Below are 17,550 nucleotides of genomic sequence, written 5' to 3'. Positions count from 1 at the left end.
TATTTCAAGCAGGTAGGGGTTACTTAAAAAATCAGGCATCCAGGTATATCGTCTTTTTCCCATACAGAGACTCCGCTTTCACCTTGATATCTCTGCAAGCTTCGAGAAACTTGTTCGATTCAACTACCTGTCTGGAATTTTCATCGTATTCGATACCCATAAAATATTTGTACCAGGGCTCCAGCCCCAGTGCATAGATATAGACCTCTTTGGCACCAAAGGCCTTAACCATGGGCAGCGCCTGTGCACAGTCCGACCCGTTTAGACGCCGGGAATTTTTTATCGCCTTGGACACGATTTTTGTATGCAGGGCGCCGTAAATCCAGGTGTAGGGAGCACCTACACACTCCATACCTATAGCCAGCACATCAATATCTGCAAATATCTTACCGAGGTGCCGGTACAGGTTTTCATCGGGGTTTGACGAATCGGCGCCAAAGAAACACTTTTTACCGCAAAGCTCGATAAACCAGGCGGTTTTGGAGCGAATATTGAGGTCTCCGTGTTCCCCCAAGAAGGGCACGCTCACCAGGCGCCCATCGGCGAGTTGGGTTTCCTCTAAATCGTCAACCTCCTGCACATTGAAATTCAACTGTGAAAGCAATAAGCGCAACGATGGATCGGCCAAGGTTCCACCATTATTTTTCGGCACTAATACTTTGCGCGTCTTATACCTTAGCTGTAGTAGCGTCTCTATATTTACGTGATCGGAATGACTGTGGGTGAGAAGGATATAGTCGATAACAGGCGGCAACTCGCTATAGCTGATCACCTCTTCGGCATTATCCATACCACGGCTTGCGATTACCGGATCGACCAGAATACGCGTATTTTTGCTCTCTATAACAAACCCGGCATGCCCCGTGTATTGCAACCGCACACCATCGTCTACCGGCACATAGGGATAAAGTGACTTTTCATCGGTAAAAAGATCGCGATAGGACAACCCCCCGGCGGCGGCATACCCACCGAAAACATCCGCCAACTTATCTGCTGGAATCGGTTTTTCTCTGGCACTGAAGATCGCATCAACCACGGGGGCGTTGAAATCGGCGCGCACCTGAAGGTGGTTACTGTCGGGCAGCCGTGGCGTACTCAAAACAAAAGGCCTTTCTTCCACTCTCGACAAAACACCGAAGGACAGACTTTGTAGCGAAGACTTATAAAACTCACTTCTATACAGCAGAGGCTCAATCAGTCGATAGGAGGCACGGTGCTCCATGTCCATAAAGATCTCAACATAACCCTTTAGCGGGTTTGGCACCTTGGCGTACAGGTACTCTATGCTTTCGCCGCTGGTGTGCTCGAAAACCAGATCGTCTAATTCCTTAATGGCATCGGAAAGCTCTATCAATTCACCGCACTTTTCATCCAGCTCCTCGACCAGACGTTTTATATCGTCAACCTGGCTTTCACTGCAGTTGAGAAACTCCGCCCCCGTCAACACCGACTCTTTTACCGCCATAATGTGCAGCTTATAGTTTTTGACGAAAGACAACATAATCCGTCTATGTGTATTGACCATGTGACGCGCCGCAGTGGCCGGCGGAATCAGGTACGGCCATGCATACCAGTGGTTGAAAAGCGGTTCAAAATAAGTTTCTTCCTTTAGATAAAGAAGATTGTTTTCCATACCTTACACCCTTCAGTACATTACTTAATCGACACGCAGGTACCCCGAATCCCAACAGCTTTTGGTCATCGAGCGGAAATATCGCTGCACGGCACGAGATAGACATTCGGCCGTCAGCTCTGCGTAAGCCCGTATAGAATCAGGCAGCCGGCAACGGCCATAAACCCACCGACGTAGGACGGCATCTTCTCCAGCCGTTGTCTTTTCGTCGAAAAGTGTCCGATCAGCACACCGAGGATATGGATAAGACTGGTGCTGATAACAAAGCCAAAGGAGTAATAATAGGGGCTTATAGAGTCCGGCATTTCGACACCGTGTGCGTGCCCGTGCAAAAAACCGAAAAAAGCGACAAACAGCATTACTACCATCAACAGACTGATATTTGCCCGCTTTACCACAATAATGGCAATACCTAAAACCAGTACGGAAAGCGCAATACCCCATTCCACCATCGGAAACAAAATACCATTGGCGCCAAGTATGCCTCCCAGGACCATAAACAACACGAACAGGCCGGGTATACTCCAGATGTAGTGGCCATCGATACGCGCACTGATAATGCCAACGCCGAGCATGGCTAACAGGTGGTCAGGCCCAAACAGCGGGTGTAGAAAGCCCGATATAAAACCGGCCGCCTCCCTCGAATGGGCCATTGCCAGCGGGTGATAAAACGCCAGCATAACGACAATTAACCGGAGATATTTCTTCATCAAGAGTTCTTTCATCATCCATCCCTAGTGCAAGTCGCCGGGAAAATCGGGAGTTCGGCTTAGGTTGAAGTTGTCACAGTCCTGATTTCTTCAATATTTTCACCACCGGATACAGCGGTGTTGTCCAGTATTTCACCGCTTTCCATCCTGATAACTCTATCCGCCAAGTGAAAATATCGATCGTCGTGGCTGATGACCACCACCACTTTATTCATACGCTTTAAACTGGGTAAGATTTGGTAATAAAATATCTTTTTAAATGCAGGGTCCTGATCAGAGGCCCACTCATCAAATATATACAGCGATCTGTCCTCGAGATAGGTGACCAATAGCGCCAGGCGCTTTTTTTGCCCGTCCGATAAACTAGTGCTGGAGAATTGACCATTGTTAATCGACACCGCGGTGTCCAGCTTCAGTTCTTTCAAATAGGTTGACGCCAAACTTTCCAGTTCTTTGCTGGTAATACCAAACAGTTGTGTAAAAAGGTAAAAGTCGGAGTAGATAGCCGATATACTTTGCCGAAAGGCATCTCTGTTCGCCGCGGTAACCGGGTGATCGTTGAAGTAGACTTTGCCCGCCTGGGGCAGGTAGTGAAGTGATAACAACTTCCCTAACGTCGTCTTGCCTGAGCCGTTGCCACCTACCAAAAAAGTCACCTCGCCCTGCTGTAGCTCGATATTCACGGGGCCGAGCTGAAACTTTTCGTCACCGCCATAGGTGAATGCCAGATCTTCCAACTTCAGGGTGCGCAGGTCTGCGATACCTGATTGTTGATCCCAGGACTCCTCCACCGGCATATCGTTGAACAGGGTTTGCAGTTTTCCAGTCGCGACCGACGCCTGGGCTATAGGTCCTATGGCATTGATCAGGGCTACTATGGGGGCGGTTATATACAACAGAACCATGATGACGCCGACCAGACTCTCTCGCGACAGCGAATAATAGTTTGCCATGGCGTAGGTCACTGCGCCGATGGCAAAGAAGCTGATCAGATCCCCATAGGTCATACCAAAAATGACCAGCGTATCTCCTCGCTTTTGATTGACACCGAACGACTCCTCAAAGGCATACAGGTCACTGTCGAGAAATGCCCGCCGCCTTTGCTGATTGAGTTTCAGCTCCTTGGCGCCGTAAATCAGGCCACGCATCCCCTCCTGTATACGATCGAAAGAGTTCCTCGCCCTGGCCATAAACCTGCGGCCGAAGATAATAGGTATTTGATAGGTGATCGCACCGACGATGATCGTACCGATAATAAACAAGAACACGCTGACATTGAGATAGAGCAGAAAAGCAAGGAGACCTATCAGAGTGGTAAGGTGGGCAAAGAGCCCGGGAAAGATGGTTGCACCGCGAACCACCTGGGCAACATCACTGTTCATCGCTGTCAGCAATCGCGACGGCCCGATCCTTTCGAGGTCCTGTATTGGAACCTGTGAGATACGCCGGTATATGTTTTTTCTCAGTGCCACTGTCGCATCTATCGCTACCCGTGCCAGCAGCGATTGCGACGCCCCCCGGCAGATTAATATAAAAAGACAAAGTATAAAGAACGCCAGAGCGAGCTTGGGTGTTGAAATATCAATAAACCCGAACAGGTGAAAGTGCTCACCGTGCTCCTCGGTATCAAATATATGTTCTATTTTATGTGCCAGTGGCGACTGGTGAACGGACTTCAATATCAGAGGAATAATTAACGCGTAGGCAAAGCCGGCCAGACTACCCAGAATGATAGCGATAAAAACCCGGTTTGGCGCAGTCGAACTCAGCAAACCGGTCCATTTAATGCGGGGCTCGGTGTTTGGCTCTCTCATGTATGGCTCTCCATCACTCCTGTCGCGACCGCTCACCGGGCTCCAGCACCAACACCGAAGCGCCCGGCGCGGTCGCCTCGGCGCCAAAGTTCATCGTCAATAACGTCATTTGCTTGTTTCTGGATATATTATCGTCATAGTGTTCGCTGAAGATATTGCCGCTCTGTCCCGTGCTGTTGATAAAAAGGCTTTGATTCCAGTCATGCAAATCGATCACCTGCCTGTAGCTGGGGCCAAGTAATTGCTGGTAACCCTTGTCTTTCGAATAGGTCCAGCCGCCGACATTGACACTGTAGCCGTCACCACCGTTAGCGATTTCGCGATCGAACAGGTGATCCAGTAGCTGCACTTCACCAAAGCCCCGATGGCGGTAGTAAGTTTTGTGGATATCACCCCACTTTTTTCTGCCTTGGGTGAGGCTGATAACGTCATCGACGGCTTTGTCCAGCGCCTCGAGCGCCATGACTTCGCAGGTTTCTACGCGCTCGGTGTGGATGTGATCGCACCAGTTGTGCATTGAAGCTGTCTGCTTCTGGCTGACAAGCTCATTGATAAGGACAGGGTTCAAGCTCTCTGCGAAGTTGAGCAGCCGGTCCAACCGATCCGGGTGCAGCAAATCGCCGCGCAGGTCGTCGTTGAGAACCGACCGGTTAAAATGGCGAAACCAGGCCTGGTACAACGCCGCCTCGGCGCTTGCCTCAGACATAGTGCCATCCCACCCTTTAAGGAACTCAAGGGCACTTTTTTGCTGTGGTGTCGTTGGTGCCACGCGCGATAGGAACCGCATCAGTTGTTCAGCCTGCAGGCTTTTAAAGTCACCCTGGATCTCGACAAAGTCAGCCACTGAGAGCTTGCCATCGCCTTGAATACGGCCCTCGATAAGCCGGCTTATGCGCTCTGCGCGATAGGGCGGCGCCCAACTGTTGGAAATAAGATAGGGGTAATCGGCAGCGTGATTTTTATTGTTGGCACTGACGATATAACCGCTTGGCGGGTTGAAACTTTGGGGCAGCGCAGTCAGGGGGATATACGTGTCCCAATCGTGAGTGAACTGCCAACCGGGCACCGGTAGCCTGCCGTCCCCCTGCCGGCGGATGGGTATTTTACCGGCCGCGATATAGGCTATGTTGCCCTGCCTGTCGGCATATAAAAAGTTGAGCGTGGGCGCCAGGTAGTCTTCCAATGCTGCTTTAAACTCCTGCCAGTTCTGCGCATAGTTAAGCTGCAGGAAGCTGCGATAGGTGTTGTCCTGCGCATCCAGCGCCGTCCAGCGCAGCGCCAGGGGCCGGTCCACCCTGCCGATAACATCGCTGATTAAAGGACCGTGCCGCGTTTTTCTCACCTCCCATTGCAAAGGCGGCACCGGGTCGGTCAACAGACTTGGAAACTCTGATTTGACCCGAATCCACTCCTGCTCAATAACCATCGGCACCCACTGCCCGTCCACCTCATATTCATCCTCGTTTTGGGGATTGACTCTTTCCATATAGAGGTCTTGAACATCCGCTCCCAAGGCCGTGCCGCCCCAGGCGATAGCGTCATTATGACCCAGAATGACAAAAGGCAGTCCCGGATAGGTGGCGCCGCTGACATGCAGCCTGTCCCCTTGAATCTCGGCCAGATACCACACCGACGGGATATCGGTGGCCAGATGCGGATCATTCGCCAGCAACGGCTTGCCGTGATCGGTCAGCGCCCCGGCCACGACCCAACCATTGCTGCCCAGCCCGGTGACACCCAGGCCGTAGCGACGCTGCTGCAGCTCATGATAGGCCAGTAGTTGCTCGCTTACCGTCGCATCCACCGGCTCTGCCGCCCGGGTCACAGTAACCGCTCCCGACGGATACCCAGGCATCAGGTCGGCAGCTTTAGCCAGCCCGACCTCGTTGACCAGCATGTCAAACTGCAATTCCTGCGCGTAGTTGAACTCCAGGTTGCGGGCCATCAGCTTTATTTGCAGCAGCGAGTCTTCCGGCAGCCAGGGTTCGGGTTCAAAGCCCAGGATGTGGTATTCGATCGGTAGCCGGCGGCCCCTGTTTATCCAAGCGTTGACGCCGTCGGCATAGGCCTGCAATGTCCGGCGGGTATCGCCGTCCAGTGCGCTCAACGCCGTTTGCGCGGCGCGGTACAAGCCGAGCGTTCTCATAAACTGGTCGCTTCTCAGACTATCGCTACCCAACACTTCGCTCAATCGCCCTTGACCCAGGCGTCGCTGATATTCCATCTGCCACATTCGGTCTTGTGCGTGCAGGTAACCTATCGCGAAAAAAGCATCGCGGTCGGTGGCTGCACGGATATGCGGCACAGCGTGTACATCGCGGTAAATTTCGACGCTTGACGCCAACCCATGCAACGCTATACGCCCCTCGGTTTCCGGAAGGCTTTGCCGCAAGTAGATATAAGTCGAAATAAGCGCCACCACAACAGGCGCAATGACCCAGACCAGCAGTCGAGACATTATTGGGTAGGAGTTATTTAGCATTCTTGTACTCCAAACGTTCCTTTTCCGCTGATTGTTGTCTTGATATCCATCCACTCCGGCTGGCGCCTGCATCGCGCGTAAAAAAACTGGGTAAAGTAGAACTTCAGCAGTGTTTCTCCAGGAAAATCCCAAGCAAAATTCACCAACAGCACACCTAAATTTTATCCCGTATAAATGCTAAAAACCCGACACTCAAAATTGTGACCGAGGTGTGGGCTATCGGTTGCAGCTAACAACCCTAGTCGATGATCAGGGTCAATGAAAATAAAATATTTGCAATATATTGCTGTCAGGCAATTTTTCCCGAACCTTAAAATTACGCCAAGAGTTGTGAAGAAAATGAACATTGCCAAGATACAAGAACCAAGAATAATGCTTTAGTCCCGACAGAAAACACGCCATGATCTATAAATCTCCACAGGCTTCGACCACTTACACCCAAGGGCTTTGGTTTTTCAAAAGATATCGATTATCGCATTCCTCAGGCAAGCAGTTTTCATTCCTCATTGATATACCTGAAAGAAAACAAGCGTTTGCGAGCATGGTTGGGAATACGGCAGCACGCAGTGTTTCAGAGTGAAACGTCCGGTATGTTTTATTTTGAAACACTGAAATCGTCAACTGCCAAAAGCACTTGCTAAGCTGTTGAAAGTGCTGAGCAAAAGTTATGGCTTAATGTTTGCTTCAGCCAATGTTTGTTTCAGTCAATGTTTACTCGAGAGGGCAGCTTGATACGGCGGGTAATATTGACACACTCAACCTGATATCGACTTCTTGTCGCAATAATTTTTAGCGGGGCACGGCTGCCGCGAAAGGGCCGCTCAGGTGGAACTGCTTACTTAAATGGAACTATCCAGATGATAGCCGCGAAGCATCTGTTAAGCTGAACGCGTAAAAACCAGCAATAAATACCGACTAGAGACGTCGAAAAAAAGTGTGCTGTAGAAACCGAAAATCTAAAGGATGGAAACCTCACAAGTGGAACCTGCATTTATATACAGCGAAAAGTGGCCCACCCGCTTAGCCTATTCGAGGCTGACGCCACCACAGGGAAGCTGGTAGCCTATGAAGCCCATCCTGGTAAGTAGCCTGAAGTCTTTTTATAGGGGTCTTTTCAGAGACACAGTCTATAGCCTGATCAATATCGCCGGGCTATCCATAGGCATAGCTTGCTGCATCATACTTGGATTATATTTACAAAACGAGCTGACCTATGACCGACACTTCGCTGAGAATAAGCGTCTATACCGGGTCGCTAGTGAGTTGAACGCCAACGGCAGTGTCAATACTTTTGCCCAAACAGCTTATGCCCTGGGCCCGTTTTTGGCGGCGAACAATCCCGATATTGCAGCTTTTGTGAGATTTTCCAGCTATCAGACGGGCTACTCTCTGTTTCAGTACCAAGACGAGTCCTATAGCTGGGACAGTGTTTTTTTAGCCGATGAAAATATCTTTGAAGTATTCAATCACGATATCATCTATGGAGATCCTCTAACAGCTCTGGGGGAGCCCAAGTCCATCGCTGTTAGCCGGGACTTTGCCCAGAAATACTTTGGGCAGGAAAACCCAATAGGGAAGGTCTTGAGAGGCGAGTTATCCGACTACCGGGTAACGTTGGTGTTTGATAACTTACCAAAAAATACCCACCTAAAGTATGACGCTCTGATTACCTACAAAGAACAGCCACCGTCGATAATGACCCCGACCCTGACCGAGAGGGTCAAACACGATTTGTGGTATGCCAAGACCGATTATACCTATCTATTAATGCCGGCCGCCTATTCTGTCGCTGAGTTCAGAAAGGTCTCTGACGCCTTCTTCCAGAAGTATATGTCGTCGTACAAAGAGAGTTTTAACAGTTCCATGAACTTCTTTCTGGAACCACTCAACCAGATACACCTGAGCTCTACAACACAGCGCGACCGGCCAAGGGGCAGTAAGTTTTACGTGCTGGCATTTTCTGCTGTCGCAATTTTCGTGCTCGGGATAGCCTGCATCAACTATATGAACCTGTCAACCGCCCGTTTCACCAAGCGTACCAAAGAGGTCGCCATTCGAAGAATTCTCGGCGCCCAGCGCCGGCACCTGATCTTGCAGTTCCTCTTTGAGTCCGTTGCTTTTTCCGCCCTCGCTCTTGTCTTTGCCCTTTTAATCACCAAGTTTTCTCTGGAGTTTACATCACTTAACACTCTGTTTGAGACGTCGATAGCCTTAACTCCACTGGCCAGGCCGGAGGTCATATTGATGCTGGTGGCCGGCACTTTCGCGCTGGGGCTGTTATCCGGTATGTATCCGGCGCTGCTGCTTTCGAAAGGAAACTCGACCAACACCTTGAGAAAGAACAACCCAAAAATACGACAGACTCTCGTCTTTATTCAATTTCTGATTTCCGTATGCGCTATTTCCTGCACGCTGCTCATGTATTTGCAGATGAGTTACATACAAGGCAAGTCAATGGGTTTTGATAAGGAGAACAAAATTACCATGGTCGTTGAGGGCGCCGAGAGCATCGAGAAGATACCCGCTTTTGCCGGCGAATTGAAAAAAAACAGCAGTGTTTTAGACGTCAGCATATCGAGAAGCCGGGTCGGTTCCCAGATGGGATTCGGGCAAGCTGAAATAGAAAACAACAACGGGGTTTTTGAAACGCAATCATACAATTGGTTTTACATAGATGATCATTATATAGACACCATGGAGATAGATATCGTCGCCGGGAGAAATTTCGACCCCGATACCAGGGACGACATCAACAAATCGGTGCTGGTCAACGAGACCCTGGTAAAGAAAATGGGATGGCAGGACCCCATTGGCAAACGGATAAACTACGAACAGGGGGAGACGGTTCGGGTTGTTGGCGTTATGAAAGACTTTCATTTCCAGGGGCTGCAGCATGAAATCGAGCCCATTCTCTTTTGGCTGTCTCCGCCTCCAAATTATCAGGGCTGGAACAAGCGAAGAAAAGCGTTGCAAAACCGAATTTTGACGATCAACGTTGCCGGGGAGGGGGTGTTCGATACGTTAAGCGATATCAGAGCACAATGGGACGCTTTTGACTTTGAACATCCATTTGAATTTCACTTTCTGGAAGACCTCCTGAACAGACTGTACAGCTCAGATCTTAGACAAATGAAGCTGTTGGGACTTTTTGCCGGGCTCTGCGTATTTATATCCTGTCTGGGGTTATTTGGTTTGACGGCCTTCACCATCGAGCAACGCACCAAGGAGATAGGCGTGCGCAAGGTTCTTGGGGCTTCAAGCCTGCAGATTATTATGTTGCTTTTCAACAATGTACTCTATATCGTACTGCTGGCGGCGGTTGCCGCCTCCTGTGTGGCCTATTGGGTAATGAGTCAGTGGCTCCAGAGCTTTCACTACCATACCAGCATAAATCCATTGGTTTTTTTAACGGCGACGTTGCTGTCGGTGCTTGTTGCCTTTCTGACGATAGCGATACAGTCCTACCAAACGGCACGGTCAAACCCGGTCCTGGCTCTGCGCTACGAATAGCGCTCGGCACTGGATCGGACTGCCGTGTGAATCTTAATTTTTAAGGTCGACAGTCTAGAGGTGTACAAGATGGAAAAATTTCTTTGCCGCTGGTGTTTGGTCAGCGCCGCAGTTTCTACCAACCTGGCCATGGCTCACGGCAGCCTTGAAGAAGTAACAGTCACGGGACGCCAGGCCAATCTTATCGGCGAGGCGATTTCAGCCTCCGAAGGGCGTGTATCGCAAGATGATCTAGCCGTGCGGCCACTGTTGCGGGCCGGTGAAATTCTCGAAGTCGTGCCGGGAATGGTGGCCACTCAGCACAGCGGCAGCGGCAAGGCGAATCAGTATTTTCTGCGCGGCTTCAACCTGGACCACGGTACGGACTTTGCCACCAAGATCGATGCTATGCCGGTAAACATGCGCAGCCACGGCCACGGGCAGGGCTACACTGATCTCAACTTTATCATTCCCGAGTTGGTCAGCGAGATTACCTATAAGAAAGGTTCTTATTACGCCGATGTTGGCGATTTCTCCGGGACCGGGTCAGCGCATATCACCTCGGCATCAGACCTCAACACGAGTGAAATCAATATAGGGCTGGGCGAGGATTCCTTTGGACGTATTCTTGTCACCGGCAAATTACCAGTCGGGTCCGGCAGGCTCATCTATGGAGTCGAGCACCAGACCTACGACGGGCCGTGGGAAGATATCAGCGAAGACATTGACAAGACGAATATCTGGCTAAAGCAGGTTTGGGGCGATAAGACGGAACAGTTTCACCTGACATTGATGGCTTACGACAACGACTGGAACTCCGCTGACCAGATTCCCGAGCGCGCCGTCCGCCAGGGGCTTATTTCAGACCTGGGTTCGATAGATGACTCCGTCGGCGGCAGCTCGAGCCGCTATAGCCTGTCGGCCCACTGGCAGCGCCAAAGCGCTGTGTCACAGATTAAGGCCAGCCTTTATGCCATTCAGTACGACATGGATTTATGGTCCAACTTCAGCTACTTTACCAACCCGGAGGGCGACCAGTTTCAACAGATAGACGAACGCACTATTTACGGCTGGGATATCGCATACACCCGAGGCAGCAAGTGGTTCGACAGGCCCGTCAGCAACCTGTTCGGCACCCAGTTTCGCCTCGACGACATCGATGAGGTGGGCCTGCTAAGTTCTCGCGAGCGCCGCCGGACCGGCGTTTCCCGGATGGATGCCGTCGAGCAGTACAGCGCCAGCCTGTATTGGGAGAACACCCTGCAGTGGAATGATCATCTTCGCAGCGTCCTGGGCGTTCGCTATGACTACCATGATTTCGATGTCACCACGCTGGCAGCGGCAGACCCGCGTACCCTGCCACTGAACGAGGGGACGGAGAGCGATGACATTGTCACGGCCTCCCTGAGTTTGGTCTATACGTTCGACGACTCTTATGAAACCTATGTGAGTATCGGACAGGGTTTTCACTCGAACGATGCCCGCGGCACCACTATCAGCGCCGACCCCAACAGCGGCGAGCCGCTCGATACCGTCGATGCTCTCGTTGATACCCTGGGTTACGAGTTCGGCGTGCGCGCTTTCCTGACCGACAAACTCAATGCGTCAATAGCGCTGTGGCGCCTGGAGATCGATTCCGAGTTGCTGTTCGTCGGCGATGAGGGAACCACCGAAGACACCGGTGTCGGCAGCCGTCGCAAGGGCGTAGAGCTGACCACCTACTATCAATTCAATGACCACTGGACCCTGGATATTGAATATGCTTACACGGATGCCCGTTTAGATGAGGAACTCGAGGGATACGACGATATCCCGGGAGCGCTGGAAAGTGTGCTAAGCGCAGGAATACATACAAAGATTAATGACAGGTTTTACAGTCATCTGCGTTTAAGACACTTTGGTGAGTACCCGCTTGAGGGCGGTCAAACCGCCGATAGCAGTACGCTGGTCAACCTGCGTTTAGGGTACGAGGTGCACGATAAGGTCAAGCTGACACTGGACATCCTGAACCTGCTTGATTCGGACGATCAGGATATTAACTACTTTTATGAATCACAACTTCAGGGTGAGGCCGAACCGGTGGCAGACAAACACTTTCATGTTTTTGAGCCCATAAGAGTCCGCATGTATTTGGGCTATGTTTTTTGAATCGAAAGCGTTTTGAACCAGAGGCGTTATAATCCAAAAGGGCTCTGATTCAGGCCTGCAGACCGGTGTACTCTGTCGCCAGTAGATTGCTGCGTTCGCCAATGATCTTGCCGTCGAGCATACGCACGATGCGTTTACCGACCTCAGCGTCTTCCTGTGAGTGGGTGACCATGACGATAGTGGTGCCTTCTTCATTCAGGTTCCAAAGCATCTTCATAACTTCTTCACCGTGCTCACTGTCGAGATTACCTGTGGGCTCATCGGCCAGAATCAGTGCCGGTTGATTGACTACAGCACGGGCTACCGCCACCCGCTGCTGCTGGCCCCCGGAAAGATACTGTGGCAGATGGTCACGCCGGTGCCCGATATTCATCTTTTCAAGTACCGACTCGACCTTTTTCTTTCTTTCTCCGGACTCGGCATTGGCATACACCAGCGGCAGCTCTATATTCTCATAGACGGTAAGTTCGTCGATAAGATTGAAGCTCTGGAAGACAAAACCTATATTATTTTTTCTCGGCACCACACGCTGGTTTTCGGAGAGCGAGGCAACATTCTCCCCCATAAAATAGTAGTCCCCGTCCGAGGGGTTGTCGATCAACCCAAGGATATTCAGCAACGTCGACTTCCCACAACCGGAGGGTCCCATGATTGATACAAAATCGCCTGCCTCGACTTCGATACTCACCTCATTGAGCGCTTTTGTCTCAATTTCTTCCGTGTAAAAGAATTTCACCAACTGCTGAGTTTTGATAATCATTTTTTCTGCTTCCACTTTTAATTATATAAAGGCGTATCGAAATACAGTTTTGTTGAACCCCGGTATTTGTCGTAGCCTGAAGTGATAACTTCATCGCCCACCTCCAACCCCTCCAGCACCTCATAATACTGCGGATTCTGGCGGCCGAATACCACGTCCTGCCGGTAGGCATAGGTGCCGTCGGTGCTGACTTTGTAAACCCAGCGTCCGCCTGTATCGCGATGATAACCGCCTTTTCTCAACAACAGGCTGCGCCGTCGATCACTCAGTTCGAGGTTAACCTGCAACGATTGGCCGGGGCGAATACCCGCCGGCACAGCGCCGCTGAAAGCGAGGTCCACGACAAAGGCGTTATCGACAACCTCCGGCGATATTTTACTGACGTTGAGAAGGTATTTTGCGTCATTCAGCGTAATTTCCGCTACCTGCCCCAAATTGACTTTGGCGATATAGAACTGATCTACCTCGGCGCTTACCTTAAAGCTGCTCAGATCATCGATCTGGCCGATGCTCTCTCCTTTGGAGAGACTTCTGCCGATTTCTGCAGACAGGGTGGAAAGCTGGCCCGAGATATCAGCGGTGACATTCAGGTTATCGTGGGATTGGCGGATCAGCTCCAGATTTTTCCCGGCTCTGGCCAGAGAGTCCTCAATTTGTGCGAGCTGTTGTTTGCGCAGGCTATCGTCCTGCGTCATTTTCTGAACCAAGACCTGGTTTTTCCGGCGCCGGTAGTGGATTTCGTCCCGCAGGTCCTCGTAATCGGCACGACTGACAGCGTCGATAAACTTTGCCCGGGCGCCCTCCACGCGCGCCAACTGCCGCTCCAACTGCAGCAGCTCATAGTTGGCGTCCAAAAGCTCGTCTTCATCGTTCAGGCGTTCCCGGGTGAGCTGCAGCTTGGTCTCTCGCAATTGCTGGATCGTGGTAATATAGCGGCTCTCGTTCTCCACCGAACGCTGCAGAAAGTCGTCGTTGGAGAGTCGTAAAATAGCGTCTCCGGCGTCGACAACCTGGCCGTCTTCAACAAAAATTTCTTCCACCCGGCCACCCTGTATCACACTGACGACCACACTCCGGATGGGCAGTATTCGCCCCACCAACGGCACATACTCGAGAAATTCCGCCTCCTGCACTCGGCTGATATTCATGGCCTGCGGGTTGGCCCGCGCGTGACCGGCAGTGCCGCCGAGTGTCATAAGATAGACGGCCAACAGGCCCGCGCCGGCAAGGACCAGTCCCAGCACACGCTTTTTTGTGGTCCAGTAAACTCTCTCGATTTTTCTATCCACAACCACCTCAAGGTCGCGACTTTGATGTCGACGCAACTGTCAATGCAAACCACACACCAGCTTAATTATTTTAGCAAATCAAACACTTACACTTTTGCTTGATTATTTGACGGCAGTTGTGTTCCACTACGACACGTCGGCCTCGTATCAAAATGAAACGCCTTTAGTAGCAGATATCTATTGGTTATTACCAACTCGATGTTAAGAGCTAAACATAAGCGATAGCTCGCACATCCGCTGCTGTTGAGGATATGGCAACGGATATCGAGTGAGGCCGAAAATCCATTCGGTATTTTTAATTATTATTTAAAAACAATAAATTAGAGTCATGCTTGCGGCGTTGTACTTCAGGTGAATTCACCGCTGTTTCATTTTGAAACATCACCTGCCAATCAGCAAACAACACGGAATCGGTCAGTCGATGCAGTCCCAGACAGCCAAGCCTTTCGATGGCGCCGTCCTTATCGTGGATGACGACAAAGATGTGCTGTTCACCGCCGAGCTGGTATTGAGCGAGCGCTTCAGTCGGGTGACATGCCTGTCTGATCCCATGCAAATACCTGCTGCCTTGGGCAGTGACGAGTTCGACATCGTCGTTTTGGATATGAACTTTTCCCGCGGCGCGGATACCGGCGCGGAGGGTATGTATTGGCTGCAACAGATTCGGACCCTGGCGCCGCAAACCCGCGTTATCATGACCACCGCATTCGGTGAGATCGATCTGGCGGTGGAGGCTATCAAGAACGGTGCGGTGGACTTCCTGATGAAACCCTGGGAAAACGAAAAACTGGAGACCACCGTCAGCAACTGTTTTCAACTGGCCCGTTCCGAGCGCCAGGTCAAGCGGCTGGAAGATACCCAACACATCCTGGAAGAACAGTTGGAGGAAGACTTTCACGAAATCATCGGTGCCAGCCCCAGCATGCGGCGCGTATTCGAACTTATTGACAAGGTCGCAATGACCGATGCCAATGTTCTGGTGCTCGGGGAAAACGGCACCGGCAAAGAACTGGTGGCGCGCGCCATCCATCGACAATCCGCCCGCTCGTCCCAGGCTATGATCAGTGTCGATATGGGTTCGATATCCGAGTCCCTGTTCGAGTCTGAAATGTTCGGGCACAAAAAGGGAGCGTTTACCGATGCCCGCGCAGACCGGGCCGGACGTTTCGAATTAGCCTATGGTGGCACGCTGTTTCTCGATGAGATCGGCAATCTGAGCCCATCGGCTCAAGTCAAGTTACTGGGAGCGCTGGAGCGGCGAGAGATTGTCCGGGTCGGCGGCAGCAAGCCTATTCCCATTGATATCCGGCTGATAAGTGCCACCAATATCCCTCGCACGGAGTTATCGAACGGCGGCAATTTCCGTATGGACTTGCTGTACCGCATCAACACCGTCGAGATTTCCCTGCCGCCATTGCGAGAGAGACATCAGGATATACCCGCCCTTATCGATCACTACCTGAGACTGCTCTGTGGAAAGTATAAAAAAACGGGCTCGCATGTCAGCCAGAAAACCATAAAAGCCCTGCAGGGTTATCGCTGGCCGGGCAATATTCGAGAGCTGAAACACAGTCTGGAGCGGGCCATTATCGTATCCAAAAGCAGCGAATTGCGACTGGAAGACTTACTGCTGAGACAAGAACCGGAGCCAAAGGCTGCGATTGATTTCAATCTCGAAAGAATTGAGAAGAAAACCATAGAAAACGCCTTACAGGCATTTGAGGGAAATCTGACACTGGTCGCCAAGGAACTGGGCCTGGGTCGCACCACACTGTACAGAAAACTAAAGAAGTACGGCGTGTCCTGCTAAAGAACCATGCCATTTTAACGCACAGCGGCGCAACGTATTGAAATGTCTAACCCAAACTTTAACAAAACAGCATTTCATGTCCTGGCATTGATAACGTCCACAGCCTTATTCACTTACAGTGTTGCCGTCAAAAGTGACCTATTCCTCCAAACATTGAGTCTGGTCGTTTTAGCGTTGAGTGCAGTTGGCGTCTTTCGGCATATCGACAAGAACGAAAGAAACATGGCGCAATTTTTGGCGTGCATAGCGCACGACGACTTTTCGACCACGATAACCAATCGAGCAGCTGACAAAAACCACCTCTCACTTGCCAAAGCCCAAAAAATCATAACTGAAAAGCTTCAACAACTGAAGGCAGAGAAAAGTATTCAGCACGAGTACCTGCACCTGGTTATAGAGCATGTAGAGACGGCCCTAATCTGTTTCGACCAAAGTAACAATGTTGAAATGATTAACAATGCCGCCAAAAAACTCCTAAAGGCCACCTTCATCCCCAGTCTGAAGAAAATCTCCTCCATAGACCCCGCGCTGGCAAAGGCGATGACGGAAATTCACACCGGCGAACAAGTCCTTGCCAAAACCACTCTTGACAGCGAGCCCATACAGATAATGCTGACCGCAAACGAGTTCACACTTTTGCAAAATCAGTACAAATTGATATCGCTGCAAAATGTGAAGATGGTTCTTGATGAAAAAGAAATAGAGAGCTGGCAAAAGCTGATAAGAGTGATAAACCACGAAATTATCAACTCAATGACACCTATCGTTTCTCTGAGTCGTTATGTTGCCACCTTCCTGACTGACAAATCGAAGGTAAAGAAAATCACAGACGCAAACAGCGCTGAGTTTTACACGCTAAAACGCAGTATTGACACCATTCACTTGCGCAGCCAGGGCCTGGTCAACTTTATCAGCGCTTACCGGGGTTTGAATCGCGTGCACCGCTATGCGTTTACCGCAATTGACGTCGCCGCCTTTTTTCAACGCCTGTCAATATTGCTGGACGAGAAATTGCGCCAGAAAAATATCATTTTTCAGACCCAGACAACAAAAAGCGGTGCTACCGTGCTGGCCGATGAGGGCTCATTGGAGCAAGTCGTGATCAACCTGATCTACAACGCCATGGAGTCGCTACAGGAGACAACTGCCCCAAGGATTGTTCTGGAATACTGCCTGAACCGACACGGCAAAGCGCTTATTCAGGTAACGGATAACGGCAGCGGCATAAAACAAGAATATATCGATAATATCTTCACGCCATTTTTCAGCACCAAAGAGCGGAGTTCAGGCATAGGTCTGAGCGTTTCCAGGCAATTGGCCCGGCTCAATAACGCCAGCCTTACGGTAAAAAGCCAGGAAAACTGCGGCAGCACTTTCACTCTCACTTTTCATGCGTCCGGGAAATAAAATACTCC

Annotated in this window: 10 protein-coding genes; 4 read left to right on the top strand and 6 right to left on the bottom strand. The window is 50.8% G+C overall.

Features of this window, described 5'->3' with window-relative positions:
* Positions 1 to 31: 31 nt before the first annotated feature.
* From FKG94_RS15700 to FKG94_RS15685, 4 genes are all read right to left on the bottom strand, one after another.
* Positions 32 to 1,633, bottom strand: coding sequence for an MBL fold metallo-hydrolase (locus FKG94_RS15700; RefSeq protein ID WP_142905260.1), 1,602 nt, complete (start codon positions 1,631 to 1,633; stop codon positions 32 to 34).
* Positions 1,634 to 1,746: 113 nt separating this feature from the next.
* Positions 1,747 to 2,343, bottom strand: coding sequence for a HupE/UreJ family protein (locus FKG94_RS15695; RefSeq protein WP_179957671.1), 597 nt, complete (start codon positions 2,341 to 2,343; stop codon positions 1,747 to 1,749).
* Between the two features lie 59 nt (positions 2,344 to 2,402).
* Positions 2,403 to 4,157: a cyclic peptide export ABC transporter gene (locus FKG94_RS15690; RefSeq protein WP_142905258.1), complete on the bottom strand. Its 1,755-nt coding sequence runs from the start codon at positions 4,155 to 4,157 to the stop codon at positions 2,403 to 2,405.
* Between the two features lie 13 nt (positions 4,158 to 4,170).
* Positions 4,171 to 6,639 (bottom strand): penicillin acylase family protein, encoded by a 2,469-nt coding sequence (locus tag FKG94_RS15685; RefSeq protein ID WP_179957670.1) that lies wholly within the window; start codon positions 6,637 to 6,639, stop codon positions 4,171 to 4,173.
* Positions 6,640 to 7,704: 1,065 nt separating this feature from the next.
* On the opposite strand from FKG94_RS15685, the gene FKG94_RS15680 reads away from it, so the two are divergent.
* Both FKG94_RS15680 and FKG94_RS15675 read left to right on the top strand, forming a co-directional pair.
* On the top strand, positions 7,705 to 10,149 hold the full coding sequence (locus FKG94_RS15680; protein ID WP_142905256.1) for an ABC transporter permease: 2,445 nt from the start codon (positions 7,705 to 7,707) through the stop codon (positions 10,147 to 10,149).
* A 69-nt stretch (positions 10,150 to 10,218) separates the two neighbouring features.
* Positions 10,219 to 12,276 (top strand): TonB-dependent receptor, encoded by a 2,058-nt coding sequence (locus FKG94_RS15675; protein ID WP_142905255.1) that lies wholly within the window; start codon positions 10,219 to 10,221, stop codon positions 12,274 to 12,276.
* A gap of 49 nt (positions 12,277 to 12,325) precedes the next feature.
* Here the strand turns inward: FKG94_RS15675 and FKG94_RS15670 are convergent, their stop codons facing one another.
* Both FKG94_RS15670 and FKG94_RS15665 read right to left on the bottom strand, forming a co-directional pair.
* Positions 12,326 to 13,036, bottom strand: a complete 711-nt coding sequence (locus FKG94_RS15670) for an ABC transporter ATP-binding protein (RefSeq protein ID WP_142905254.1) — start codon at positions 13,034 to 13,036, stop codon at positions 12,326 to 12,328.
* Positions 13,037 to 13,053: 17 nt separating this feature from the next.
* Entirely contained in the window at positions 13,054 to 14,325 is a 1,272-nt protein-coding gene (locus FKG94_RS15665; RefSeq protein ID WP_142905253.1) for an efflux RND transporter periplasmic adaptor subunit, read from the bottom strand.
* 421 nt (positions 14,326 to 14,746) lie between these two features.
* Here FKG94_RS15665 and FKG94_RS15660 point away from each other — a divergent pair, with 421 nt between their 5' ends.
* Both FKG94_RS15660 and FKG94_RS15655 read left to right on the top strand, forming a co-directional pair.
* Positions 14,747 to 16,135 (top strand): sigma-54-dependent transcriptional regulator, encoded by a 1,389-nt coding sequence (locus FKG94_RS15660; protein WP_142905252.1) that lies wholly within the window; start codon positions 14,747 to 14,749, stop codon positions 16,133 to 16,135.
* A gap of 222 nt (positions 16,136 to 16,357) precedes the next feature.
* Complete coding sequence (locus FKG94_RS15655; RefSeq protein WP_179957669.1) at positions 16,358 to 17,542, top strand: sensor histidine kinase; 1,185 nt, start codon at positions 16,358 to 16,360, stop codon at positions 17,540 to 17,542.
* The last annotated feature ends 8 nt before the right edge of the window (positions 17,543 to 17,550 follow it).

Origin of the sequence: Exilibacterium tricleocarpae (genome assembly GCF_007004655.1) — a bacterium.
Lineage (GTDB): Bacteria > Pseudomonadota > Gammaproteobacteria > Pseudomonadales > Cellvibrionaceae > Exilibacterium > Exilibacterium tricleocarpae.
Note: the sequence above shows the minus strand (reverse complement) of the source record. Positions and strands in the feature narration are given on the sequence as shown.